This window comes from Bremerella alba, from assembly GCF_013618625.1.
Taxonomy (GTDB): Bacteria; Planctomycetota; Planctomycetia; order Pirellulales; family Pirellulaceae; genus Bremerella; species Bremerella alba.
On sequence record NZ_JABRWO010000004.1, the window covers coordinates 368,475 to 394,093 of the forward strand.

The following is a 25,619-nucleotide window of genomic DNA, read 5'->3' on the forward strand; positions in this document are numbered from 1 at the left end:
TCGTCACGCTCAAGGAGTTATGCCGGGGGTCTTAGGTAGGCAGCAATTCCGCAACAAGCCGTCTCTCCCCTACATCGGTCATAACCAGGGCAGAACTGTACTTCAGAAAAGAAAGATGCAGTGCTAGCTAAGCATAAGCGGCAAAAAGAACTCCCAATGGGTGGTTTGCTATGACGATTCTTCGTCTGCAGGCAGTCGATAGATGCCGACATGAGCAGGCGAGTAGACCCGCACGTCCCAGTTTTCGGCGTCAGGAAGATTAGCAGCTTTGAACTGGTCGTCAAACTCTACGATCAAGATGCTTTCCGGTGGTGCGACTTCAAGCAGAGTGTTCATCTGCTTTTCCATCTCTTCCCATCGTGAGACAAAGAAATCGTACGGCGGACAGATGAATACCACCCACGGCGTGCGTGCGACCTTATCCAACTCTTTTTTGACCCACAAAAACGAGTTGTGGGCATAGATTATTATCAGATCGTTAATTTCAAGCGATTCGGCATTGCTGCGGATCAGCTTCGAGGTCGGAACATGGCGTTCAATTAGGTGAGCTTCGATTGCTCCCCGGCTGATCGCTTCCAACCCCAATGCTCCGGTCCCGGAAAAAAGGTCAATCGCGATCTTACCTTTGATTGGGGGGCCGATCAGATTAAAAACGGCCTCACGAACGCGTTCCTTCATGGGCCGGGTGCGCGTGTCGCCCGAGTATTCGATCCGCTTGTTCTTAAGCTGGCCGCCAATGATTCGCATCGGGGCGTCAACAGCTGGCGGTTGCGCAGAGGCACCGCGAGCGGGTTTCTTTTTCACGGGGCGACGTTTGGCCATGGATGTCCGGTCGATCGAGGTTAAAACCACAGAGTCTGTAGGCGTTTATGGTAGCATGCAGCATGGAACTGCGCACCCCCACCTGAGACTCTTAAATGAATGACGAACAACGTGCTGCCATCGAAAAGTGGCGAAAACGGCAGATCTATTGCGTCGCCGTTGGCAATCTATCGGCAATCCTCTTTCTAATGGGAATTGCTTTAGGAAGTAATGTTATCCTGGGAATTGGCTGCGTGGCGTTTCTCGTCTGCTTAGGTGGAATTTTGGTGGGGGGGTATCTCGCCTCCCGGGCGGCGAATTCGCCCTCGTCGTAAACGCTTGCACCAGACCGCAAAACGCGTGAAAATAGAGCCGATGCTTTTTCAGTCTTTCTCCTCCTAGGCGGTTTCCTCATGTTGCGATTCGCAATCTGTCTTTCGCTAACGTTCCTTCTGATTGGCTGCGCCGAACCCATCGCTGATCTGGACAAACCAAACGTAGCCAGTAACGACTCGGTGCCTGAAGCAGCCACTTCAGAAGTTCCTACCGAGGGAGCACCGGCGGATAGCAAGCCACCGATGCAGGAGAAACCGCCTGCTGAACCAGCACCGGCACCGAAGCCCAAGAAGGGACTTATTCATCAAACGACCGATGAAGTGGTCGATGCGAAAGAATGGCTGCAAAAGCAGAGCATTGAGGCCCGCGATGGCAAAATTGAAGGAGTCGACCCGTTCAGCCAGGCAGCCTCAGGCTATTTCACGCTGGCTGCCAAAGCGAGCACGCTAGGTCTTCAACAGGCCGTCCAGCATCACAGGGCACTCAACGACAAATACCCGACCTACGATGAGTTCATGAAAATGATGCGTGACCACCGCATCGAATTCGCAAAGCTTCGCTGGTACGAAATTTATGGTTACAACGAAGACACCGGCAAAATCCTCGTGCTGGTCGATACGGTCGCTAAAGAGGAAGGACCGTAGGCTCGAATAGCCAATAACACGACACGATCGCGTTGAAACATTCTCTTTCTATGTGACCACCTGCGTTCTCACTGCAGTACGCTAGACTACAAGCGAATCGCTATTCACTGTGATTCGCGTCCTCTGCAGGCAGCCTCTCGACGACGCCTCTGCCTAAAAGTTGCCAATTCTTTCTGCAAATGTGTGATTTGTGAACTAGGTTTTCAATAGCAACCTATCTCGATCTTCTGATGCATTGAATTAGAAGCGGCGGGCGATGTTGCTACGAAACCTAATCTATCGCACTATTTCGCGGCATTCCCGCACCCTAGGAGAGGCCCTCGCCATGTGGCGAAAGCGTCGTAATTCGCGTCAAGTATCTCTTTTTTCGCACAATCAAAGTGGGAAAAGAACCGGCGCTACGATTGTGGAAACCGCACTCGTGATGCCGGTATTTTTCATGTTCGTCTTTGCCATCATCGAATTTGGCCATGCCACGATGATCAACAACGTTCTGAACAATGCCACCCGTACGGCGGCTCGATGGGGCTCGGCTACCGGGGCAACGACTCGCGAAGTGGAACAATACGCAAGAGACCGGATGGGCGGAGCGGTCGATCCATCGATGGTAACCATTCTGATCAAAGACGCCAGCCAATTTGATAACGGCGGCGATGCTCCGATAACAAGCGAAGACTTCCAAACGATGCCTGATATTGAACTCGAAGACGCCGAACCGCGGCAGATGTTCATGGTTCGCGCCTCGATACCATACGGCAATGTATCCCTGATTCCCCATCCCTGGCTGGGCGGTGTATTGCTGAGCGGCGAGACGTTTACTCGGCACGAATAGCCAAGTACGCGTCCGGCCAACTCACGCCTTGTCCTTTGCCCCTTTGGGAAGAGGGTTAGGACGAGATTCAAGCCAGGTACCCGCTTTCAATCTCTCACCCTTTCTCATGGGAAGGGAGAGAGGGCAAGACAAAGCAACTTATGCACTCTTGTGCTTTTATAAATTCCTTTTCCCAACGAAGTGCCATGAACCTCTTTCATCGACGAAGTGCACGGAACAACCGCCGCGCGACCGCAACGGTGGAGTTTGCCGTGATCGCGCCGGTTTTCTTAATGCTCATTTTAGGGATGCTGGAAGCCAGCCGTATGTTTGAAACGTATGGCCAGCTGGCACAAGTTGCCCGCGACGGGGGACGTCTGGGAGCGATGGATCGTGCTGATTGGGTAGCTAGTGGAATCAGGACGAATGACAAAATTATCTCCGACATTCGTAACAGCCTGGAAGCATCCGGATACGATCCGGATGAGCTTGAAATTTCTATCGAACCTGCCGGCAGGCCGGGAGAAGGTTTTAACTTAGACGATCCTATTAACGATCTTGAATTGTTTCAGGTACGTATCGCTTTGCCAATGTCTCAAATAGCTGCGATGCCGGTACCCGACAACTTGGACTACGACCTTTCGACGGCTGTCATCTTCCGTAATACAAAGTCCACGATCGTACAGTAGTCCCCCCTCTTATCGTCTTCGTTGCACCATTTTAGTACCTGGTTGGCACTCGGCTAACAGCACTCCCTAACAGGTTCAGAGAGAAAAATATCTATGGCCAGCAAAAACATTCCACTGATTCCTGAGCGACAACAGCGACGCGGCGTGTTTATCGTGCTTGCGGCGTTTGTAATGATCGTGCTGTTCGCTTTCCTCTCGCTCGGTATCGATTCCGGGCTGATTGCAATGGAACAAACTCGCCTACAGAACGCCGTTGATTCGGCCGCATTGGCGGCCTCGCAAGATATCACGTCCGCAGTTCAAGGTGCAAGCGAAGGGGGAGATCCTAACTCGATCTCGCTAGAACATGCACGGGAAATGGCCGCGGATGTTGCCGACCGCAATGGGGTTTACGTCGATCCGAGCAAGGACGTGGTCTTCGGTAAGCGAACCTACAACGAAGGGACTGGCGAGTGGGGCATCACCTGGAATGAAGGCCCCTACAACGTGGTCAAGGTTGTTGCTCGCCGTGACCAGACTGATATGAGTGCACGCGACAGCAGAGTGCCGCTCGCATTCGGTTGGGCCGTGGGGACACCGACGATTGGTCTGCAAGCAGAAGCCATCGCATTTGTTGAAGCTCGCGACATGGTCGTGGTGCTCGACTTCTCTGGCTCGATGAACGACGACAGCCGCTACTCGTCGATCAATCGTTTGGGACAAGACAACATCGAAGCGAACATGACCGACATCTTCAATGCCATGAATCCCAATGTGGGCGATTTGACATTCGAGCAAGACTACCTCACCATCATTGGCGATCCACCTACAAGCTCGGCCGCTCCGCAAAACGAAGTGACGTTTAAAGATCGTGAAGTCGAAGTCAAATCAACCAAGACCATCAGCCGGGTCCGTTTGTACTTTGACAATGGACGTTCCCAGTATTTTTATCCCAACAGCAAAAACGGAACCTTCTCGGGCTCAGGCTCGAATAACGGTCGACGGATCGATCGGGTTTATGTGAGAGCTGGTAATGCTTCGGGCAACGGGGAACAGTTCCGCGATACCAACGACGCCGTGGAAGAGGCGTTTGGCTTAGATGACATCCGGTATCCTTTCGACCGAGGTAGCTGGGACGAATTCATCAACTACTGTAGAAACAACGTCCCCAGCAATAGCGGCAACCGGCAGAAGTACGGCAAACTGAACTTTGTTGATTACGTTCTGACCAACCGATACCACAACTACGAAACAGAAGACCTCTGGAAGGCACCCCACTATCCCTTCCATGCCGTGAAGAATGGACTGACCCTGTTCCTCGACTTCCTCGAAGAACTCGACTTCGGTGACGAAGTGGGTATCGTCTCCTACGATGAATCTTCCCGAGTCGAGCACACGCTCAACGATGGTAACGCCTACGCCAGCTTGAACGGCAACTTGATCTCGGACGACTACGATTCGCTCGATACGATTCAACGTCACAAGCAGGCCGGTCACTACGGAAGCTACACGGCTGTTGGTTTTGGGGTGGAGGAAGCGGACGAGTTGCTTCAAGCTCATTCGCGACATGGTGCCCGTCCGACAATCGTGCTGATGACCGACGGCAACGCCAACCGCTACGAAAGTGGCTGGAGCATGCCTCGTGATTGGGACTGGGATGACTATACCGACTACGATGGCGACGGTCACGCGGACTACTCTACCAATGATCGCTCGAAACAATATGCCATCTGGGAGGCCGTCCAGGCCCACAAACGCGGCGTGACGATCCACACCATGAGCGTGGGTGCCGGTGCCGACCGCAACGTGATGACAGCCATTGCCAATGCGTGCGGAGGCATCCATATCAGCGTGCCCGGTGGCTCGACGATCGCCGAGTTGGAATCTCAAATGCTTTCCGCATTTCAGCAAATCGCCGCCAAGGTTCCACCACCGCAACTGGTTTATGACTTGAGTCAGGCCCAAGAGTAGAGTCGAGACACACCACGACGTGTCCTGCAAGGTGGTTGTCGTTGAGGTAATTCCTCTCGGCAACCACCTTGTGTTGTTTCTTGTCAGGTCAATTATTCGCTAGAATGATAGAGGTCCGCTCAGAATCGATTTCCTAGACTGTATTGCGAGAACTATTCGGCATGACTCCCTCGGACGATTCAATTCCCATCCAGAACAGCGAATCTTTCCCCGTCAAACCGCCGGTGTCTTGGGTCATGTTTTCCCGTTGGCCAGAAGATGGTGACGGCTGGATCTTTCCCCAGGATCGCCACAAAGCGGAAGGGCTGATTCCGAGCGATTTCATCTTTCGCCGCGAAACGACGGACGATGACTTTTACTTAATCAGCTACGGCGAAGTCCAATTGAAGATACGCCCGGTTTTGATGGAAGAAGTACCGGAACCGAAATACAAGATGGGTGAGATCGTTGAACTAGCGCATCAATTCGATGTCGAAAAGTTAACTACGGGAACCATCTATGCGGTTCGCTGGAGTGAATATCACCAGGAACCGCACTATTATCTCATCCGTGGCGATCTCAAGAGCCAGAACGCATACCTGGCCAAAGATCTACGTCCTTTTGAGCCACCTCAAGAGTTCCACGCGATGCACGAATACGACCCGTAAGAACCTGCGGGGCAAGCTTTATCGAGTCGTGCCTGCCGGAGCTGCTGCCAGCGTTCCGCCACTCGCTTCAACCGTGGAGAACGTCGCCCATACCGGCAGATGATCGGAAACATCCAGAGCCTGCTCTTCGGTCATCTGAAAGGCCGCCATCAGATCTAGCACGCCTGCCTGTCCGGCGAACTCCGTTGTACGACGCTGATCGAATACAATGTTGTCGTAGCTCTTACTTTTCCGCGTGTTGGTCGGCGTCCCTTGAACCGTGGCGAAGATGCCAGGGACTTGCCCCAGCATCCCAAAATCGGTGTAGTCCGTGTTTAAGTCACCCAAAAGGATTACATCGTCTTCGTGAGGATTGGCATCGCGGACGACTTCGAAAACCTCACCTAATGCATTCAACTCCTCATCAACCTCGTCTGGGTCGGTATGGATGTTGATCAAGGTAAAACTGAATGGCTGAACGTCTGAACCAACCCGAGTGCGAAATGAAGCGACGTAAGGCTCGCGGTGCAGCAAGTCGTGAGGATCGTTGATCGTGAAGTCGCTTTTTTCGATGAACTCGATTTTGGCCGTATCATACAAGAAAACGTACTGCTCTGTACTCGTCGTGCGTCCCAGGCGTGGTCCCACCAAGGAAGCCCAGCGAGAGCCATCGGCGTTGATCATCTCTAGCCAACGCGGAATGACATCTTGTTCTTTGCTGCGAAGCTCCTGGACTGCCACGATGTCAAACGACTTGACCACTTGGGTCAATGTTTTCATGACTTCCGGCTTATTCATTTTCGACTGTCCGAAGACTTGAATATTGAAGCTGGCAAGTCGAATCGTTTCGCTAAATTGCGGTTTCGATGTCGTGGTAGTCTGTACGCCGTCAGGCAGTTGTTCCAGAACCTGCTCGACATTGCAGCCGGTAGCTGCAACAAGACCAACAATAAACGCAAGCGAAGAAAGAATGAGAGCACGCACGCGAAGCCTCCCTGCGATGTGCGGTTTCGTCGGCAGTAGGCACCATGCCATCCATAGCAAAGCACTAAAACCAAGCGGGGCAACCTTAGCGAAACGGGTTCCCCACTTCCAGGTCAGTCGCTGGCAAGAAAGCAGAAAAGATGGCGAGCATACAAATTTATTGCTGCTCGCGGTGATAGCAGGCTTCAGATCACTGCAATTTGCTCAATGCCTTGGAGGCCAATCGAGCCGTGCGGGCGTTTTCGCTTTGGGCGGCCTTCTGCAGGGTTGTCTTGATCGCCTCGTCAGCCACTCCGATTTGACCGATCGCCCAGATTGCACGATCGCGAACTTCGACAGGAGTGTCCTCTTTCTCAATCAATTTTCCTAGGCTCGCGACTGCCGGAGATGCTTTGGCTTGAAGTCGTCCGATAAGTGTCACAGCCCAATAGGCAGTCGATGCGGCGGAGGTGGTTAGCTCAAGCAGCGAGTCAAGTTCATCGGCCTCCGGAGGGCCTAACTCTTCCAATGCCGCTTGGCTCCATTGGCTGACCTCTTCATCACTATCGCTACAGCAGCGGCATAGAGGCACGATTGCGGCCATTGCAATACTAGGATCCTTGGCACAAGCTTCTGCAGCTTTTCGGCGTTCTTCTGATTTCACTCCGCCCAGGGCCTGGACTGCATGCGATGCTTCCATAAATTTCATTCCTAGAGTCTAAGGGCGTAGAGATTCGTGCCCGAGTTGACGATATTACGTCTATTTGGATAAAAACGCGCTGCCCCGACCACCCACGCGGGGTACAATGACAGGGGGAAGGGGTGATAGGTTTCCGCAGCAAACGGAAGCTCACGTTTACGAATCATTTCCGCAGGATCACGGAAGCGAGCTATGAGTTCCCATTTCCCTTCTAACCCGACACCGTCGTCGGAAGATACGTCCGGGGCTCATTCGACCGTCCCACCTAGTATCGATACGTCCAAGCTACCAAGCTTAAGCCAGGAAGCCCAGGCGAATTTGTGGCGTTACATCGACCATCTCGAACGGTGGCGGCAATCGATTGGCTTCGAGATCCACGATGGCCTGACGCAGCAAATCACTGCGGCATTACTCTTTCTTGAGTCGTACGACCAAGAGAAGTCTGATTCAACGCCGCTGGATCGGTGTCGAGCCATACTAGAAGAAGCGCTCACCGAGTCACGTTGCTTGATCCAAGGCCTCAACCCCAAACGACTTGATGAGGAAGGTATCGAAGCGGCTCTCTTAGACTTCATCAAAGTTCCTTCCCTTTCCCCGGCCCAGATTCATGTTGAAGTGGAGCAAGTCTTGCCCCTTCTTGCCCCTTGGCAGCGATCGTGCATCTTTCGATTCTTCCAAGAGTGCATCACGAACGCACGAAAACATAGCGAAGCACTTAGGATTGATGTGTCACTCAAGCGACAAGGCCAGGACCTTGTTGCTTGCGTCAGCGATGATGGAATGGGCTTCGATGTCGAATCGATCGAATTGATTGGTTATGGCCTGACCGGCCTAAGACAAAAGGCCGACCTTTTAGAAGGTAAGCTCACCATCACAAGTGCCCCAGATTGCGGAACCAAGATCGAGCTTCGTTTTTCGAGCGACACAATCAACATTAAGAAACCGTGAAGCGCATTGCCGCACACTGAGTCATGCTCAACAATCGCTATTAACTGGCCAGCGCATGATTCGCCAGAGTGCATTTAACGGCAGCAACATGGTATTCACCTTCGTTCTGGGGCTCGCCGCCCTGTTTCAACTAGTCGCAGTCCTTATGGCATTGCGTCTGAACACGATCTACCGACGTCGCTACGCGTGGCTCTTTATTTCGGGAGCCGGCGTACTCATGACCCTTTGGATTGGGGCTGGCATCGTCGATACGATTCATAGCCCGCCTGGCAACATTATCGGGGAGCCCACACTTTGGGTTCAAACACTGGCAACGCTGCTCACGGCGATTCTTTTCTTTGCTGGAATTGCGACGATTGAGCCGCTGTTTAAAGAGAACGAGGCCGCCAGGGCACTTTTGGCGAGTGAGAATGCCCTCTTAAACCGTGAAGTCCAACATAGCCGCGAAGAGATGATGCTGGCTCAACGCGTTCAATCGAATTTACTTCCCAAGTCCGCTCCGAATGTGCCTGGTCTTGATATCGCGTTCTTATCCCGACCGGCCGAATGGACCAGTGGAGACTACTTCGATTTCGTTCAACCGGATGACAACACGCTGATCGTCACGGTGGCCGATGTCTGCGGTCACGGTCTCGGCCCCGCTCTACTCATGACGACTTCGCGTTCCTATTTCCGCGGTATCGCGCGAACGCGCAACCAGTGCCAACCAATCATCAACACTTGGAACAATGCGATTGCCGAAGATATCGAGGCCGGCGATTTCATGACGGCCCTCGTAGTGCGGTTGGATTTCAAGGAGCAAAATATTGAATACCTGGGGGCCGGCCAAAATGGTCTGCTCATCCAAGCAGATGGTTCAACTAAAGAACTAGAACGGAGCGGTCCACCGCTAGGGGTCATCGATAACTTTGAGTTTCCCAGCCCTCACCGAGTCCCACTTACTTCTGGACAAATTCTAGTCCTCTGCACCGATGGAATTCATGAAACCGAGGGGCAAGGCGGCTCGCAATTCGGAACGCATCGAATCGCCGACCTGATCGCGACACACCGAGATCTGACCGCAGCCCAGATGGTGAAAAGGCTGGATATTGAGGTTCGCAATTTCGCGATCGCTGCCAAAGCCGAAGATGACCTGACGGCAGTCATTATCAAGATTGCGTAGAACTTGGCTCTACTTCAGCACTTCAAGAAGATTGCTAAAGTTGTCTGTCCATGGCTTTGCGTACACCATGTGCGGCCCTAAATGCGTCGCTGCGGACTGCATGGTATCGTCCGAGAGAAATTGTCGGTTCTTTGATGCGATAATCCACTGGGACCCGGTCTGCTGTGTGGCAGCGTCCGGCGCTGTTGTGATGTAGAGCGTTTCCAAGTCAAACTCTTCGCACGTCCCTAGCACAACCGGCCGCAGATCCAGATGCTTGTTACTCACATGAATCGCAAGGACGCCACCTTCGGCCAGGTGCCGCTGATAGATCCGAAATGCTTCTCGTGTTAGCAAGTGAGTCGGAATGGCATCGCCGCTAAACGCATCGAGTACCAACAGGTCGAACTGTTGATCAGGTTCGCGTTCCAATGACAGACGTGCGTCGCCAAGCACAAGATCATGATTGGCCTGACAATCTTCCATAAAGGTGAAGTGCTCTTGCGCCATTTCGATAACGTCGTCGTTGATCTCATAGAAGCGATAGTAGTCGCCTTCTTCGCCATAGGCCGCCAATGTCCCTGCCCCGAGACCCACGACACCGACGCGTTTCCCATTTGCCTTGGGTAATCGAGCCAGCGTAAGACCGACGCCCGTATCTCGGGCATAGTACGAGGTGGGCACCTGACGCTTTTCTTCGGCTTGATACTGAAAGCCGTGCATAATTCGCCCATGGTACATCGCGAGTATTGATTGACCATCGTCCGTCGGAACCTGGCCGATGCTGAGCACGCCGTAAAAGTTCCTTTGCGACTCCAGGTAGTCTGACTGAAACGAACGTAATTGGCCGGACAACATCGTCAACATTCCAAAGAACATTAGCGCCATCGACCAGAGAGGAATCGATCCGAATCTCTTTTCCAGGGAGTTTACCGTGACCAAAAGTGCCAAGGCGAAGGCCACGATCAAGCTGAGCGGCATTTCGTAATACTGCGAGAAGAGAAGCGGGCACACGAGTGACACAAATATCCCACCCATAGCACCGCCACCGGAAATCATTAGGTAATAGAGCGTCAAATGTCGCGTCGGCGGCTTCAGCCTAGCGAGTTCGCCGTGGCAAATCATGCAAATGAAGAACATCGCTCCGAAATAGGAGACGGCGACCCACGCTATATCTAGCATGCCACCGAGCAGTTCCAAAGTACTAATCAATACAATGCTGCCGATCGTCATCCATCCCAGCCAACTACGGCGGTACCAGCCTTCGCCGTCAAAGCAAAAGATAAACGTCAGCAGGTAAAGACTAAGAGGGACAACCCACAAGAACGGCACGACAGCCATGTCCTGACAGACATGGTTGGTGGTAGCCAAAAGCATGACGCAAGCAAACGCTGGCAATGCCAACCACGCCGCAAGCGTTTTCCATTCAGGAGCCGTGTGGTCCAGCAATTCGCTGGTTGGCTCATCGGCTACTTGCTGAACCCTTTGATTTCGGACAATCGCTACCGCGATTGGAATCAAGATCAAAGCAAATCCGGCGTATCCCCAACTCCATGCCCCCGATTGGGTCGGTAGGGTCCAATTGGGTTCGACCACAAAGGGGTAGGTCAACAATGCGGCTAACGAACCGATATTTGACAAGGAATAGAGCCGGTAAGGGGTTTTTCCCGGAGCCAGTTCACTGAACCAATGCTGCAGCAGCGGCCCATTGGCCGCCAGCAGGAAATAGGGAAGCCCAAGGTGTGTGACCAACAGCAACAGGATATACCCAGGCGGCCAAACATCGGCTGAGGGTTTCCAGTCATCGGCTGGGGAAATCGGCATAAGTAAGAGTGCAGCAAGCATTAGAGCCGCATGTATTACACCCTGCCATCGCTTGGGTACGTAGGTCGCTAGAAGATGGGCGTACAGGTAGCCGGCAAAGAGAACGACTTGAAAGAACAGCATACAAGTCGTCCACACGGTTGGGCTTCCGCCAAACCAGGGGAGAATAGTCTTGCTGATCAGCGGCTGCACTTGAAACAGCAGGAAGGCGCTCCACAAAACTGCGAGAGGAAGCACCCACCCATGAATGAGGTTGTTCTTGTTGTTCGCCACAGATAATTTTCCCGCCTAGGGACTTCCAGGAAACCATTCGCCGACAACTCCGGCGCGCAGTACAGCCTTAAAGCATAGGTCGCGGAAACTGCAGTTTTGTGCGGGCTAATACTGCCCCCCATATATAGCGAGCCGACTTGCCATTTAATGAGAAATCCTCTCCCATTAAGGGTCGTGCAACGGTTTTCCAGAGAATTCTTTCTGTTTTAATCCGTCTAAGCCGATCAATTGTTCTTGGAGATTGTGAAAACATTCTATTAAAATCTGTGCTATAGCCTTATCCTTTTCTGCTCGTTTTCATCTGCGTATTGTGCCTCGATATCGCGGGTGAAATGGTTCCTTAGGGAGTGTGTTTCAGCCAGATGCCTCGGCGGTCAAGCTAGTTCAACCGGTTCCTGTAACGTCACCCAAGAGTCTAAATAGCCTCCTGACTCTGATTTGGCCTATTATCGAATCTGTCCTATTCAACTTGCTTATCTTCGGTGGCAATTCTGAGCTCAAACGTGCTCACGCATGACAGGGAGATTGTCGTGTATGCAACTGCTTCTGTTGAAGCGGATGTAATGAGCGTGCTGCGCCAGTTCGCAGATGCTTATGCAATCCGCGATAAGGGGAGACTTTTAGGACTGTTTTGTTCTGATCGAGATGCTGTGGTTCTGGGAAGTGGATGCGACGAACGAAACGTCGGTTCCACCGCCATTTGGGGCCAAGTTCGCCGTGACTGGGAACAAACAGACACTCTTCGGATGCGATTTGGATGGAGAAGTGTTTCGACGATGGGTCAGGTCGCCTGGCTCGCCACCGATTGCTATCTCTACGTCCAAGCTGGATACCGGAAAGCCGAAGTGCCCTTACGAATTACAGCCGTCATGATTCAAAATCATCTCGGTTGGCAAATTGCTCAGCTTCACTATTCTTCGCCCATTAGCGTAGAATCAGAAGCTGATACCTGCGTGGAATAGCAACCTATCTGCCTCTATTTTTCTTATTGACCCATATCCAAGCCATTCCAAACGCAAAAAAAGCCCCCAGGTTTCCACCTGGGGGCTTTTTCCATTCTTGGCATTATCCGATATAATAAGAGGCTCGGCTGATGTTAGCCTTGCTGATAGTGGCTTCCCCGAAATTGCAGTGGCATTCTGTAGACACGGGAACGAACCTACGAAAGCATTAGGATGCTACGTACCTTTCTTCGATCCAAAATTCACCGCGCAACCGTGACCCAGGCCGACCTGGATTATGTGGGAAGCATCACCATTGATTCCGACTTGCTGGAAGCGGCTCAGATCTTACCGCACGAACAGGTCGACGTGCTCAATATTACCAACGGTCAGCGACTAACTACCTACGCGATCCCTGGCGAGGCAGGTTCCGGCGTCATTGGAATTAACGGCGCAGCCGCCCACTTGGTAACCCCAGGCGATCTGGTCATCATTGTCTGTTATGCCCAGTTCACCGCCGAAGAAATCGAGGGGCACCAACCACGGGTCATTCTGGTTGATGAAGCGAATCGAATGACCGACTGCATCGTTGAATCAGACGCGATGAATTCTTCTGCTCAACCGCAATAACACGTTTGCCGGCAATGCATTGGCGCGTTTCTAAGGGCGACATGATAGATGCCCACAACTAGCCAACAGATCGAGTACCAGGCTCTTTGCGAGTTAATATTTCTGGACCTGCCTGGGGATCTCCGTCCAAGTTCATGACAAAGTACACGGCAGCTTATTGGCTTGTTCTAACCGAATTACTGGTTAATGACCTATGAGCGAATAAGGCTGGATGCCTCAATAGGCGTATGCTTTCCGCTAGTTACACCATGGCTTATCTAAGAGAGCAAAAACCCGCACGCGTCTGTCGGTTGGCCGCAGAAACCCGGTTTGGGGGACCTTTACCATTGCGGGAAAGCAGAAGATGAGCAACATTGCATCTGTTGGCTGGCGAACTGGGCAGAACGTCATCGAACAGCTGAGCTCTTAGGTGGGTCTCCAGCTTCAATTCAAGCAATTGGCAAACAGATATTGCGACCACAGGATGTGACTCGACGTGCGACAAGATGTCGCCTTTTTCTGTTGGTGCACCTCACGAGCCATTTTGGGGCCGGTACAACGTCTTAGCGAGGCACTCGTGCTTCACTACCTTTTGGGGCAGAACGTTGGACCGGCTCCTTTTTTGCGCGCATCAGGACTGCTAGCACCCTTCTTCTCGGCACTTTTCACGATTTTTGGCCTGCTTAGAAAAATCTTTCTGGGCAATGACCTGACGTGTCAGGCGGGTCGCGATAACTACTACTGCCCAAGGGCAACCAAGTTATTCAGAACCCTAAAACAATACACCGAAGGATATCAATCATGGCCAAGTACTACGTCGAATCAGGATCGTTGCGTTTGATCGTGGATGCCGCTGACGCCCGTCGAGCTGCTTTGTGGGCCGTTCATCGTGCGTTGGAACATATTTTACCTAATGAAGAAGAGGAGCTTGATGTGGACAATCTGCCAGAGATAGAGCCCGTCGGCACAATGGTGCTAGGAGACGCAATTCGACTCAGCGAACGCGGCTTCGAAAACACGGACGTCACCCAGTTTGAAACGCTCGATGTCGTCAGCGAGTGGAGCCAACTGATGCAGGCCCTCTCGAACATGGAAAGCGATCTGAAGGCCGCCTAAACCACCTCAGCTAGAGTTACGACGGGGAAGCGGCCAATTCGGTCCGCAAGACCGCTTCCTCGATCTTCTTTGCTGAGATTCCCTCCAGATCGAGTAGCTCTTCCGTCTCACCACTTCTCGGTCTGATTCTTACACAAAGTGACTGAATCGGCGTCATCTGATCTGCCAAAGCGGCAGCAACAGCTTCACCGATTCCCCCTGCGGCGAAATGATCTTCGACAACAACCAAGCGATGTGTATCCAAGGCTGCTTTCCGTAAAGTCACCATATCCAGCGGATTAATCGAGTAGAGATCGACGACTCGCGATACGATTCCCTTTTCTTTCAGAGCTTCGTGCGCTTTGAGACATTCGTGCAGCGTAATTCCTGCGCCGATCAGCGTGATCGTGTCGCGGTCCGATTGACGTAGCACGTGGCTTCCGCCAATACAGAACGTATCGTCGGAATTGTAGAGAGTTGGCAGTTTACCGCGTGTCGTCCGCAGGTAGGCCATACCATTCATTAATGCCATTTCCTCGACTAAACGCTCCGTAGAAACAGCATCGCTAGGATAGAGTACGGTACAGCCCATGATCGATCGGAACATAGCCAAATCTTCCAATCCCATTTGCGAGGGACCATCTTCTCCGATCTCGACGCCGGCATGCGATCCGACAAACTTAATATTGGGATCGGAATAGCGTGCCATTCGGATCTGGTCGAATGCACGGGTAAAAAAAGCGGCGAACGTCGAGACGAATGGAATTTTTCCTCTCAATGCCATTCCCAGCGCGGTCCCTACCATGTTCTGCTCGGCAATGAACATCTCGAAATAGCGTTCAGGATATTTGTTCCGAAAATATTCAGCACGCGTTGAGTTGGATACCTCACCATCCAAAACAACCATTTGGGAGTGCTTGTCACCTAAGCGTGTTATAGCGTTTCCATATGCGGTTCTTGTCGCCTCTTTCTCTCCGGGTTGGTAATTAAATTCGCCGCTCGCACCGTTATCTAAAATGGGAAACGAGGCCGCTTGGGGCTTGCGTACCTCTCCGCGCAAGTCATCGTTGACTCGTGGCAATTGGCTTATGGCCTCCTGTAGTTGTTCATCATCGAGTGCTTTACCGTGCCATCCTTTTTCGTTTTCAAGGAAAGGGACGCCTTTGCCTTTAATCGTCTTCGCAATGATCATCGTCGGAGCGTCTTCATAAGTGGCGGCTTCCCTATAGGCATCACTTATTTGCCGAAGGTTGTGACCTTCGGGGACTACGATCGTGTTCCAACCAAAAGCCTCGAGTCGCTTCTCATACGTTTTCAGGTCGTAACCGAGCATCGTGGGCCCCCGCTGCCCAAGTCGATTGACATCAAGTATGCCAACCAAATTGTTCAGCTTATAGTGACTAGCAATTTCTATCGCTTCCCACTGAGAGCCTTCCGCCATTTCGCTATCGCCAATGAGCACAAACGTTCGGTAAGGTAGCTCATCAAGATATTTGGCGTTCATCGCCATCCCAACACCTACCGATAAACCTTGGCCCAGCGAGCCTGTTGCGGCCTCGGTGTAAGGGAACCTGGAAGTAGGATGGCCTTCCAAGATGCCATCAAATTTCCGATAGGTCATCAAGTCATCTTCGTCGAGTACGCCTGCTGCGCACCATAGCGAGTAGAAGAGAGGGGAGGCGTGTCCTTTCGAGAAAATCAGCCGGTCATTGTTACAGTGCTTCGGATCAAGCAGTTCATATCGGAAATTCCCGTCAAACATCAGCGCGACCATCAACTCCACTGCGGAAAGCGAAGACGTTGGGTGCCCAGATCCTGCCCTGTGGGTACAGTTAAGAATCCACTTGCGAATGTTGACTGAAAGTTGCTGCAACGAATCGAGTGATTGGGTCGACATGGATCATTCCTCGGGAATGGGAGTTTTGAAGTGCTATCTCCTTAGAGTAGAGGGGTATGCAATTTTTGTGCCCTATCAATGACACGCCTGGCCGTTAATCGGTTTCTGGCAGCAATGGAACAAAGCGAACTCCGCCGAAATCATCTTCTACGTAACGATCTTCGCCAATTTTACGAATTCGAATCAACTTCTGCGAATCCTGCCGAGGCCCCAGAGGAATGACCAGTCGTCCTCCGATCGCTAACTGGTCGAATAGAGCGTTGGGCACCCGATCTCCTCCGGCGGCAACGGCAATTGCGTCGTACGGTCCGTCGTCTGGCCATCCTTTCAGGCCGTCTCCAAAACGCATGTGAACATTGCGTTTCCCCAGCTTTCGGATTGTTTCAGCCGCCGTAATTGCTAAGTCGCCAATTCGTTCGACGGTAATTACTTCTTTGGCCAGCTGCCCTAAGACCGCAGCCGCGTAACCGCTACCGGTGCCTATCTCTAACACGCGATCACTTGGCTGAAGCTCCATTATCTGAGTCATCAGGGCAACAATCAGAGGCTGAGAGATCGTCTGCTTATGCGTCAGAGGTAATGCCGAGTCGGCATAGGCGTCGTCTCGAAACGAAGGCAAGACAAAGTCTTCACGCGGCACGTCGTGCATCGCTTGCAGCACGGCATGATCGGTGATGCCTCGATCTTTGAGGACACTTATCATTTCGTCACGTTGCTGATCAAGTGCCATGATGCACGCACCCACGGTGTCTCGGCGTAGATTTCCGTCGAAAAGAATTTCTAGTGCAAAGCAGCCAGAACCACTAGCAACACGAAGCTATCCGATACGGCCAACATTTTTTGACGTCGCTCTCTCTATAAGTCTCGCGCAAAACGCGAGCCAAGGCAAACGCATCAGACTGGAATTGGCTCGTTTCGATCAATGATCGAGAATGAACTCGTTGCTGTTCAAGAGTGCCCACCAGATATCCTGCAAGGCCGCCGATTCGTTGTTGCGAGTTTTAAGAATCTCGCTAATCGCGGAGGACTCCTGCTTGGTCGGCCGACGCGAGAGGGCCGCGAGGAACAGGTGTTCGACTTTATCGTGCGTGGACATTTTCGAGGCCGTGACCTTTTTCAGAACGGCTGCTTGCGCGTCGGTGGCCTGCTTCATTAAGCCTCCGTTCATCATTAACAGAGACTGCGTGATTCCCCCATCCAACGCAGACGTCTCGCTATCCTCATCATCTCCCATCTTTTGACTGACCTGCCCAAGCCAACTGTGGCGATCATCGACCGAAGCAACCATCGAGCGACTTCCGTCGGCTGAATTCTTAGCCAGCATTTGCAGTGAGTGAAATAACTGCTCTGCTTCCATCTGCCGAGAATAGTACCGAGCAAATAGCTGCCGCCCCGTGTCGGGACTATCGGCCAGATTCTCGTCGATTTGCCGACTAGACAGTCCGTAAGGCTGAGAGAGTGTAATCCAACGCATCAAACGTCGAAGATCAAAATTCGACTCCGCGAAGTGCTCGGAGAGCTGATCCAAAAGCTCGGGATGGGAAGCTGGGTTATGAGGGCCCATGTCATCGACCGGCTGCGTGAAACCAACACCGAAGAAATGCTGCCACATGCGATTTACGGTCGCCTTCGGAAATTGATCCGAATTGACGATCAGTTGAGCCAATTCTTGTCGACGGTCGACTTCCGAAACCTTACCCGAGTGGGGAATGGTGGTGCCATCCACAAACTGCGGATAGGCAACTTTCAAAAGGCCATTTGGCTGTTCGTAGTAGACTTCGCCGGAGTCGGAATCGCGGCTCTTGGTGAAGTCTTGGTCAAGGATCGCCAACTGCCCCGACTGGCGATCTTGGGCCAACTTGGTTTGGCGGAAAAAGGCATTCAAGCCCCAGAATTGCTGCTGGCTCCAGCCGGTGGTCGGATGGTTGTGGCACTCGGCACATTGAAGCTGTTGTCCGAGAAACGCCGTGCAGGTCTTGGCAGTAGCCAGTTTGGCATCGCCGTCGATCATGCTTACGAGAAAGTTCGTAGCCGGATTGAAGCTTTCACTTCCCGGACTGGTGGTACCGGTTGCGGTTAAGAGATCTTGAACGAGTAAGTTGTACGGAGTGTTATTCTCGATCTGCTTAGCCAGGTAGCCTTCGAGCGCGGAGCGATCTATAGGGCTCTCTTCACTCATGCCCCCGGCACGTCCCACGAGAATATTCGCGAAGCGAGCACTCCAAAACGAAGCGAACTCGACCTCGTATCTTTCGCCTGACATGATTTGATCGACAAGCCACTCGCGTTTGTTTTCGCGGCGCTGACTGATGAAGCGTTCAATCTCTTCGACCGTCGGAATTCGCCCGAGCAGTTGCAAATACGTACGACGAACGAACTCGTGATCGGTTGCCGCAGGCGATGGCTTTACATTTTCGGCCTGCCAAGCGGAAGCAATGGCCTCGTTGATTTGGCCCACGATCTGGCCGTCGGAAAGCTCCAAGCTGTCACGCGTTCTCGGCTTCACAAACCGAGGTGCCGCTTGTACCGCCAAAGCCGTTGCATCAACCGACTCGATTGCTTTAGGCATTTGTGGGGCAGGCTCGGGCATCGCTTGTGGAGGTGGAACGTCACTCGATTGCGGACCGTTATGGGAAGCGAGCTGCGGTTGTGGCTCCGTAGTCGCGTTGGTGTCGCGGGCGCCGGCCGACGGGGGTTTATCCCCGTCGGCGGCGAGCGGCGTGCCTTGCCCTGGCATAAGTTGCTGGTAGCTGATGTAAGCCACCCCACTGAGGACGACTAACAGACATAGACTAAGTGCAAGCGACCCAATGGCGGTTAAGAATCGCTGCCGCTGTAAACGACGCTTGGCTGTGCTTGTCTTTTGAGGAGGAGCTTCGGTCGTGGAATTTTCCGGCGAAGCTTGACCTGTGGCTGCGGACACCATCGAGAGTGGTGCTTTGGCACGACCATTGGTCCCCGAAGAACCATGGCTTTGCCGTTGCCGGTGAGCCTTGACGATGCGCGCAGTCAAATCCGGCACCTGCTGCTTGCCCAGCAGTTCCTCTAAGAGAGGATCGATGATCGGATCTTCGTGGTTCATGATTCGTTATTCAATTTGAACTCGATGCACTCGCGAAGTTGCTGCTTCGCCCGCTGCATCAGGTTTTTCGCTCCGTGCTCGCCAATCTGAAGTGAGTCGGCAATTTCTGTTCGCGACTTGTGATCTTGAAATCGCATTTGCAATGCCAAACGGGCACGCTCAGTAAGGCCGTCCAGGCACTCGTTCAATAAGCCCAACAGTTCGTCAGGCTTGCGATCGTCGGTCGCCACCCAAAACTGTTCCATGTTCTCGACCGATTGGATGTTGGTTTGCCGCCCCTCTTTGCGTCGGCGATCAATCAACAAATTGCGAGCTACCGTCCTCAAATACCCCCTGGTGGCGGCATCCGTTAGCTGCTCGAACGGCTTCTCAAGGACTTTTAAAAAAGTTTCCTGCGTCAGATCTTCCGCCTCCTGGGACGAACAACCCCAAGATCGCAAATAACGCCATACGCTAAGTTGATGCTGAGCAACAAGTTGCGCGACATCAACCGCAGGCAATTCGTGTTGCGGAAGGTCTTTCATTTAGTAAAAACGACAGCTAGAGGCTTAAAGTACTCAGAAACGAGTGTCAGTTAAGAACATTCGTGAAGCCCAGGGGTATCTGTTCCAGTCTATCTCGAAATGTTGAGAAAAGTCGCCAATAGGCCCCTCAAGCTGCGGAAGCGACTCACCGAATGGGGGCACAATCGGATGCTGTCAAATGGATGACTGCGACTGATAGCACGGGGAAACTTGAGGATTTTTTGCTCAGCTCATACATTTCCGGCAAATTCGTTTCGAATTGCCATTGCTGGAAATTCACGATCCCACGACATTGTCCCGGCGCTTTTCCGACCCCTTTCGACCAGGATGGCCGAACGTGAGAAGCGTAGAGTCTGCTCCCGGTGCAGACACGAGGCCCATAGACAGGGCCCAGCAAAGATTTCGCTCCAAGGAGGGATGCGATGAAGGCGGTTACCTCGCTCTTGTTACTGTTCGCGCTTACGGCGCCGTTGGCTGCTGCCGACGCGGTGCTTTACTGCTTCACGGCTGATTGGTGTGTGTATTGCCATCAGATGCAGCCGGTGATCGGCCGGATGCAACAGGCCGGCTTTCCTGTTCAAGTCATCAATCGTGATCAACAGCCGCAAATGGCCCAGCAGATGGGTGTCCGCGGCCTGCCATATTTCGTTCTCGTCTCGAACGACCAAATCGTCGATTCCGTCGAAGGTGCAACGTCGTTCGACCGCCTGGCAAAGATGTTCCACGCGGCCAAGCCGCCGATGAATGCGGCCCAAACCGCACCTCAATTAACCGCTGCCACGGGACTAGCCCGGGGCCAGTCGCCGCAGCCTTCGATGGGAATGCCTAATCAATCCAGCGTGCAGCCAGCGGTGTACGGACAGCCCATCGCCCAGACGCCTTCGCATGCTGGCGGCGACATACACGCCCAAGCGATGCAGGCCAGCGTCAAGCTGAAGATCAGCGATCCCGATGGCCACTCGTACGGTAGCGGTACCGTCGTTCATATCCAAGGCAACGAGGCATTGGTGCTGACCTGTGCTCACCTATTCCGAGATTCACAAGGGCAAGGACCTCTGGAAGTCATTACCTTCCAGCAATCCGAATCGGGCACAACCGTTCCTGGCAAGGTCCTAGTCTTTGATCTCGAACGGGACGTGGCCCTGGTCGCCATTCGCACGCAATCGCCGATTAAGCCGATGTCGGTCGCCCCACCCACACACCAGTTACAAGTAGGCCAAAAGGCGTTTAGCGTCGGCTGCGATAACGGGGGACCGCGTAATCTTTATCAAACACGGATCAACAGCGTAAATCGCTACGTTGGTCACGACAACGTACAGGCCGCCGGAGCCCCAACGGTAGGTCGCAGCGGTGGTGGGCTATTCAATCCCCAAGGCCAACTCGTTGGTATCTGCAACGCAGCTGACGACGAGGACAACGAAGGGATTTACGCAGCCATTCCAACCATTTATACCGTCATGAAACAGGCGAACCTCTCGCATCTGTTCGAGAACAACCAGAATGCAGGCCCAGTCCAACTGGCCTCGGCATCGCAGACGTCGGTAACCGGTCCAGCGCGATCTATTCCGGAAGCTCCGCAAAGCAATTTCCCTTCGAATCCCGCCGCTCGATCGGTGCCTGACATCTCTGCCGCAGCCGCTTCACCTCAAGGTGGCGTCGAGTCGATGCAAGGCCTGAGCGAAGTTGAACAAGAGATGTTGCGCTATCTGCGTGGACAGAAGGATGGAGCTGAGGTTACCGTCGTCCTTCGCTCGAAAGACAATCCAACCGCCCAGCCGGCGGTATTCACCTTGCCTGGCAGTCCTTCGCCGGAATTTATGCGTCAAGCATCTCAAAACTCTGGGCGTCCTGGGCCCATTATGCGTGGACAAAGCCGCTAATTGAACGCTGCATGCAGAGTCTCTCTTGTAGCAGTTAAAACGAATATTCAGATCGAAAGCACGGCAAATTAATAATTGCGGCAGCATTCGGCAAGCCATCGGCAACTATGCCTAGATGAATCGTATGCTTTAGGCGTGGGGTGGTATGCCTCCGTTGCGTCGGCATAGGTTTCATTTGTGGATAAGCCGTGTTTATCTTCTTGTTGTTCGCCATAATCAATCTGACAATCGGCTTTGGAGCTGCAATCTTATTGGGCTACGGACCGCAGCCTTGGTACGCATTGTTTCTGCCCTCCGATAGAGATTGCCGCGTCCAGATCGACGCGATCGACTCAAAAGAAGAGGAAACCAAGAAACCGCAACCCATTGCGAAACCTGAAGAGCCGGCGGCCTCTCCAAAAACCGCTGAGCCAGAACCCAACATTGTGAATCAGCCGTTTCCGGAAATCAACGAACCGGAAGATATGCCGATCGTCCCGCAGCCGGTGGCCGAAGAAAAGCCTGGGGTGAATGAAGAAGAAGAGTCGGTCGAGCCCGTTGCTGAGCAAGCACCAACAGAACCTTCCAGCGAAATCCCTTCCGAATCGGACGAAGATAACGAGCTTGAGAAGTACTTAGCCGGTCACAAGAAGGAGCCGGAAGAGAACACCAAAGCAGACCCTGAGGTCGAGGAGACTTCTGAGATCGCTTCTACCGACGACATCGAATCAATGTTCGCGGCTTCGCAAGAATCCGAAGACGAGGAAAAGACCTCGGTAAACGCGACTACCCAAGAGGATGTAGAAGAGAGCGACGAGTTGGACGATAAACCGCTCGACCAAGATGACATCGCCGCTTTGTTTAACAGCTAGAACCACCCACATCTTCTTAGCGGAAGATTTCCTTTTCGTGGAAATCTCCTTCCGGGCTCATTCCCTTCTTAAGCGCTTCACGCATCAGGTCTTCTCCCTCACCACGCAGGGCAAACACCGGAAAGCCAGGGCTGACGTACTGGTTCCAATAGCGTTCGTAGACCTCGACCGACTCTTTGTTCTTCGCTAGCAAGCTGGGCACCGCGTGCACCGTCACCGTCTTGTCTTCACTCTTCTCGAAGTACTGTCCAAGCACACTTGGCAACATGCGCGACAGCCAATTGGTTCGCACGAACTTAAGCTTGCGAGGAATGATGTAGCGAGGACGATTTAGCGGTCCCAATGCTTCGTGCAGAGCCTTAACGAAAAGACGGCTATCGGCGTCGCTGGCATCTTCGAGCAAAACACGCACGTACCCGCCGGCCCGAGACTTCGCCACGACTTCCGGTGGCGACTTTATTACATTCAACTCCACCATCGTACGTGCGATCGCTTCACCAATCGCCTGGACGAGCGACTCACTCGACCATGGTTCTTTAGTCCCAGCAAACGGCGGAAAGCCACCGGTCTCGCGTGCGGAACCCTTGATCCGCATTTCCAGCGTGTGATTCGGGCTTCCTTCGTAAGGAGTCCCAATCTGCCATAGATCGCGGGTCTCGCTGCGTAGCGTGACACGCGAAAGCATATCGCGATTCAAATCTCGGACCGAACCCTCCAAAAGCTCGGGACGCAAATCGGTCAGTGCAGGGTGGACGTGTCCCACGCCTTTTTCAATCACCGCATCGTCCGTCACGCCGAAGATATTCAGATGCTTTTTGATAAAACGGGCATAATCATCCAACCCCTTGCTGAATTCCGGTGCAAGGCAAACCACATCCCAGTTGTTGGCCAGTTTCTCTGGTACCTGGGGGTCGAGCCGAAACGATCGCCCGCGAAGCTGCCGCACCGTCATGCTCGTGGTAACGGTTGTCAGGTCAATCAAAACATTGATCTTGTTTGCGTCCCAGCCTTCTCCCAACAGCCCTCGCGTGCCAACCAGGCACTTCGTCAGACCACGTTGAAACAAGTCGGTAATCATCTCGACATACACACGAGGACACCAATCGCGACCGCTGCCCGAGACAACGTGAAATCCGACTTCGGCATTGAACGTTAGCGTCGCATCGTAGCCGGCATCGGACAGCCACTCTTTGGCCGCGGCCTCGAACTTTTCAGACAGATCGTCATCTATCAGAACACTCGATCCTGTTACCAATATCGGATCGAGTTCATCTAATTTCGGATCGTTGACCAATACCCGAAATGCCGCGATTGCCCCACCAGCTTCACTGCTGAGCAGATGCTCGACTTCGGATATCGTGGCTGAGGTCTTCTCGAAGTCGGTCACCACGACCGCGCGGATGGCATCCCCCAGAGCCGCCATTTCGGCCATGAGGATCGGCTGCAAGGCCTTCGCCTTTTCGCTCGAATAGGCAAGCACGCGTCCCACCGGCGAGGCACATGCCTGGCAACCTGTTTCGGTGATCTGTACGCCCAACATCCGCAGGCCAGTGATCACTTTCTCGGCCAAAGCGCGATCCTCGGCATTGGCCGAACGTCGCAGACCGTGGCGTACGTACCGATCGAGTACCGGAATGATGACCGGGATCTGTGGAACTTCGTCGATAGGGACTTCCAGCACAACCGGCGGCACTTCCGTGGGCAATTCCACCTGACGCGTCTGCAGAAACACACGAGCCGCGTCCGCAAAATCGGGGTCGCGACGATGAAAGGAAGACCATGTTTTAAACGTGCTCGTCGCGTGCCTGCGTGTTTCTAGCGTTTGCACCAACCATGGGACTAACGCCTTCACACGGGGAGCTTCGTCGCGGGTCGCTGATTCTACCGGTGGAACTGGCACCGGAGGCGCTGCCGGTTCAACTTCGCCTTCCGGAATTAGATCTGCGAAAGGGTCTTCTTCTGCCTCGTAGACCGCATCGGTTCCACCCATGTGGTGCAATTGCAGTTCGTCTGCTTCTGTCTCATCCAATTCTTGTTCTTCCACGGGGAGAACTTCCGAGACAGGTTCTTCGTGTCCGTTGTCCGCAGGCTTGGTGGTTACCTCCTGTAGGATCTCTTCTAAATGATCGTCGGCCTGGGCGACAAAGCGCAGTTCGGCCTCAGATGGACGGACGAAGTAAACCAGGTCCTGATACGGTGCGAGAAAGCCATCGCGAACAACCGCCGGAACGGGAACATCGTGATCGATTGGCCCGAGGAACTCTTGGTAACGCTCGAAGTCGGCAGGGATCTTTCCATCGCCGTCCGGGGGTGTCGCCGTGAGACCCACTACGATTGGATCGTCGAGGTAGTGCATCGCGTCGGAAAGTACCCGTCCCCAATGTCCCACTAAGTGATGACATTCGTCCAGGATCAGCATGCCCACCCCTTCGTCGCGGAGTCGCTGCCAGGTTCTTAAGCACGACTGATGGAGCATCTCGAACGATTCGCCGGCCAGGCCTGCTTCGTCACGAACGCTTTTACGATAGGCGGACAGCCGCTGGTCATAGTAGTCGCGATTGTGTTTCTTCAGATCGCGAATCCAAACCTTTGCCTCGGCTGGATCTTGGGCCTGTCCTTTCGAGATCAGGCGATCTTCCCACAGCGACATGGCCGCGTGATCGAGCCCCTCGTCACCACGCCGTGGCAGCGTGACGGCCTGATAGGTAAGCGAGGTCAGCAGTTTCGGCTCGTCCGGGGAGGTGCTGACCAGCATCGACATAGGTCGATCGGTCTCGAATAGATCGGTCCTGGCCGCCCACTGCGATTGAATGGCCGAGTTCGGACTCAACACCAAAGCAGGCCGCTTGATCAGCTCAGCCCAAAGATAGAGCCCGACGACCGTCTTTCCCGACCCCGGCGGGGCGACAATGTGCAGTTGCCGCTCCCCCCGCGATAGCTGCTCTTTGGCGACATCGCGGACCTGAACTTGCGAGGGGCGCAACTGGCCGCGGAATTTAATCGTCGGGAATGAATCGCTCGGCGTCATATCGCT

The 25,619-nt window shown here is 53.3% G+C and carries 22 protein-coding genes; 13 read left to right on the forward strand and 9 right to left on the reverse strand.

Features of this window, described 5'->3' with window-relative positions; genetic code table 11:
- Positions 1–168: 168 nt before the first annotated feature.
- Positions 169–822, reverse strand: a complete 654-nt coding sequence (locus tag HOV93_RS09235; protein WP_207396197.1) for an RsmD family RNA methyltransferase — start codon at positions 820–822, stop codon at positions 169–171.
- Between the two features lie 95 nt (positions 823–917).
- Here HOV93_RS09235 and HOV93_RS09240 point away from each other — a divergent pair, with 95 nt between their 5' ends.
- From HOV93_RS09240 to HOV93_RS09265, 6 genes are all read left to right on the forward strand, one after another.
- Entirely contained in the window at positions 918–1,136 is a 219-nt protein-coding gene (locus HOV93_RS09240) for a hypothetical protein (RefSeq protein WP_207396198.1), read from the forward strand.
- A 78-nt stretch (positions 1,137–1,214) separates the two neighbouring features.
- A complete protein-coding gene (locus HOV93_RS09245; RefSeq protein ID WP_207396199.1) occupies positions 1,215–1,781 on the forward strand; it encodes a hypothetical protein in 567 nt (188 codons plus the stop codon).
- A gap of 256 nt (positions 1,782–2,037) precedes the next feature.
- Entirely contained in the window at positions 2,038–2,613 is a 576-nt protein-coding gene (locus HOV93_RS09250; RefSeq protein ID WP_207396200.1) for a TadE/TadG family type IV pilus assembly protein, read from the forward strand.
- 185 nt (positions 2,614–2,798) lie between these two features.
- Positions 2,799–3,281, forward strand: coding sequence for a TadE family protein (locus HOV93_RS09255; protein ID WP_207396201.1), 483 nt, complete (start codon positions 2,799–2,801; stop codon positions 3,279–3,281).
- 93 nt (positions 3,282–3,374) lie between these two features.
- Positions 3,375–5,231 carry a VWA domain-containing protein gene (locus HOV93_RS09260; RefSeq protein WP_207396202.1) on the forward strand — a complete coding sequence of 619 codons (1,857 nt, stop codon included), beginning with the start codon at positions 3,375–3,377 and terminating at the stop codon, positions 5,229–5,231.
- Between the two features lie 161 nt (positions 5,232–5,392).
- Positions 5,393–5,878, forward strand: a complete 486-nt coding sequence (locus HOV93_RS09265) for a DUF6960 family protein (protein ID WP_207396203.1) — start codon at positions 5,393–5,395, stop codon at positions 5,876–5,878.
- Positions 5,879–5,896: 18 nt separating this feature from the next.
- Here the strand turns inward: HOV93_RS09265 and HOV93_RS09270 are convergent, their stop codons facing one another.
- Together HOV93_RS09270 and HOV93_RS09275 are read right to left on the reverse strand one after the other, a co-directional pair.
- Complete coding sequence (locus HOV93_RS09270) at positions 5,897–6,841, reverse strand: endonuclease/exonuclease/phosphatase family protein (protein ID WP_207396204.1); 945 nt, start codon at positions 6,839–6,841, stop codon at positions 5,897–5,899.
- Between the two features lie 190 nt (positions 6,842–7,031).
- Positions 7,032–7,520, reverse strand: coding sequence for a HEAT repeat domain-containing protein (locus tag HOV93_RS09275; protein ID WP_207396205.1), 489 nt, complete (start codon positions 7,518–7,520; stop codon positions 7,032–7,034).
- Between the two features lie 192 nt (positions 7,521–7,712).
- On the opposite strand from HOV93_RS09275, the gene HOV93_RS09280 reads away from it, so the two are divergent.
- Both HOV93_RS09280 and HOV93_RS09285 read left to right on the forward strand, forming a co-directional pair.
- Positions 7,713–8,468: a sensor histidine kinase gene (locus HOV93_RS09280; protein ID WP_207396206.1), complete on the forward strand. Its 756-nt coding sequence runs from the start codon at positions 7,713–7,715 to the stop codon at positions 8,466–8,468.
- Between the two features lie 55 nt (positions 8,469–8,523).
- A complete protein-coding gene (locus tag HOV93_RS09285; RefSeq protein WP_207396207.1) occupies positions 8,524–9,630 on the forward strand; it encodes a PP2C family protein-serine/threonine phosphatase in 1,107 nt (368 codons plus the stop codon).
- A 9-nt stretch (positions 9,631–9,639) separates the two neighbouring features.
- Here HOV93_RS09285 and HOV93_RS26370 read toward each other — a convergent pair whose 3' ends face one another.
- Positions 9,640–11,706: a spermidine synthase gene (locus tag HOV93_RS26370; protein ID WP_207396208.1), complete on the reverse strand. Its 2,067-nt coding sequence runs from the start codon at positions 11,704–11,706 to the stop codon at positions 9,640–9,642.
- 530 nt (positions 11,707–12,236) lie between these two features.
- Here HOV93_RS26370 and HOV93_RS09295 point away from each other — a divergent pair.
- The 3 genes from HOV93_RS09295 to HOV93_RS09305 all read left to right on the forward strand — a co-directional run bounded on the left by HOV93_RS09295 (position 12,237) and on the right by HOV93_RS09305 (position 14,372).
- Positions 12,237–12,668, forward strand: a complete 432-nt coding sequence (locus HOV93_RS09295) for a nuclear transport factor 2 family protein (RefSeq protein WP_207396209.1) — start codon at positions 12,237–12,239, stop codon at positions 12,666–12,668.
- A 213-nt stretch (positions 12,669–12,881) separates the two neighbouring features.
- Positions 12,882–13,277 carry an aspartate 1-decarboxylase gene (gene panD, locus HOV93_RS09300; RefSeq protein WP_207396210.1) on the forward strand — a complete coding sequence of 132 codons (396 nt, stop codon included), beginning with the start codon at positions 12,882–12,884 and terminating at the stop codon, positions 13,275–13,277.
- Positions 13,278–14,057: 780 nt separating this feature from the next.
- On the forward strand, positions 14,058–14,372 hold the full coding sequence (locus tag HOV93_RS09305) for a hypothetical protein (RefSeq protein WP_207396211.1): 315 nt from the start codon (positions 14,058–14,060) through the stop codon (positions 14,370–14,372).
- Between the two features lie 16 nt (positions 14,373–14,388).
- Here the strand turns inward: HOV93_RS09305 and HOV93_RS09310 are convergent, their stop codons facing one another.
- From HOV93_RS09310 to HOV93_RS09325, 4 genes are all read right to left on the reverse strand, one after another.
- Entirely contained in the window at positions 14,389–16,248 is a 1,860-nt protein-coding gene (locus HOV93_RS09310) for a transketolase (protein WP_207396212.1), read from the reverse strand.
- A gap of 94 nt (positions 16,249–16,342) precedes the next feature.
- Positions 16,343–16,978 (reverse strand): protein-L-isoaspartate(D-aspartate) O-methyltransferase, encoded by a 636-nt coding sequence (locus HOV93_RS09315; RefSeq protein ID WP_207396213.1) that lies wholly within the window; start codon positions 16,976–16,978, stop codon positions 16,343–16,345.
- Positions 16,979–17,167: 189 nt separating this feature from the next.
- A complete protein-coding gene (locus HOV93_RS09320; protein ID WP_207396214.1) occupies positions 17,168–19,330 on the reverse strand; it encodes a DUF1549 domain-containing protein in 2,163 nt (720 codons plus the stop codon).
- Positions 19,327–19,854 (reverse strand): RNA polymerase sigma factor, encoded by a 528-nt coding sequence (locus HOV93_RS09325; RefSeq protein WP_207396215.1) that lies wholly within the window; start codon positions 19,852–19,854, stop codon positions 19,327–19,329. The genes HOV93_RS09320 and HOV93_RS09325 overlap by 4 nt, the downstream gene beginning before the upstream one ends.
- Before the next feature lie 422 nt (positions 19,855–20,276).
- Between HOV93_RS09325 and HOV93_RS09330 the strand changes: the two genes are divergently transcribed.
- Complete coding sequence (locus HOV93_RS09330; RefSeq protein ID WP_207396216.1) at positions 20,277–21,734, forward strand: trypsin-like peptidase domain-containing protein; 1,458 nt, start codon at positions 20,277–20,279, stop codon at positions 21,732–21,734.
- A gap of 188 nt (positions 21,735–21,922) precedes the next feature.
- On the forward strand, positions 21,923–22,585 hold the full coding sequence (locus tag HOV93_RS09335) for a hypothetical protein (RefSeq protein WP_207396217.1): 663 nt from the start codon (positions 21,923–21,925) through the stop codon (positions 22,583–22,585).
- Positions 22,586–22,601: 16 nt separating this feature from the next.
- Here HOV93_RS09335 and HOV93_RS09340 read toward each other — a convergent pair whose 3' ends face one another.
- On the reverse strand, positions 22,602–25,613 hold the full coding sequence (locus HOV93_RS09340) for a DEAD/DEAH box helicase (RefSeq protein WP_207396218.1): 3,012 nt from the start codon (positions 25,611–25,613) through the stop codon (positions 22,602–22,604).
- Between the last annotated feature and the right edge of the window lie 6 nt (positions 25,614–25,619).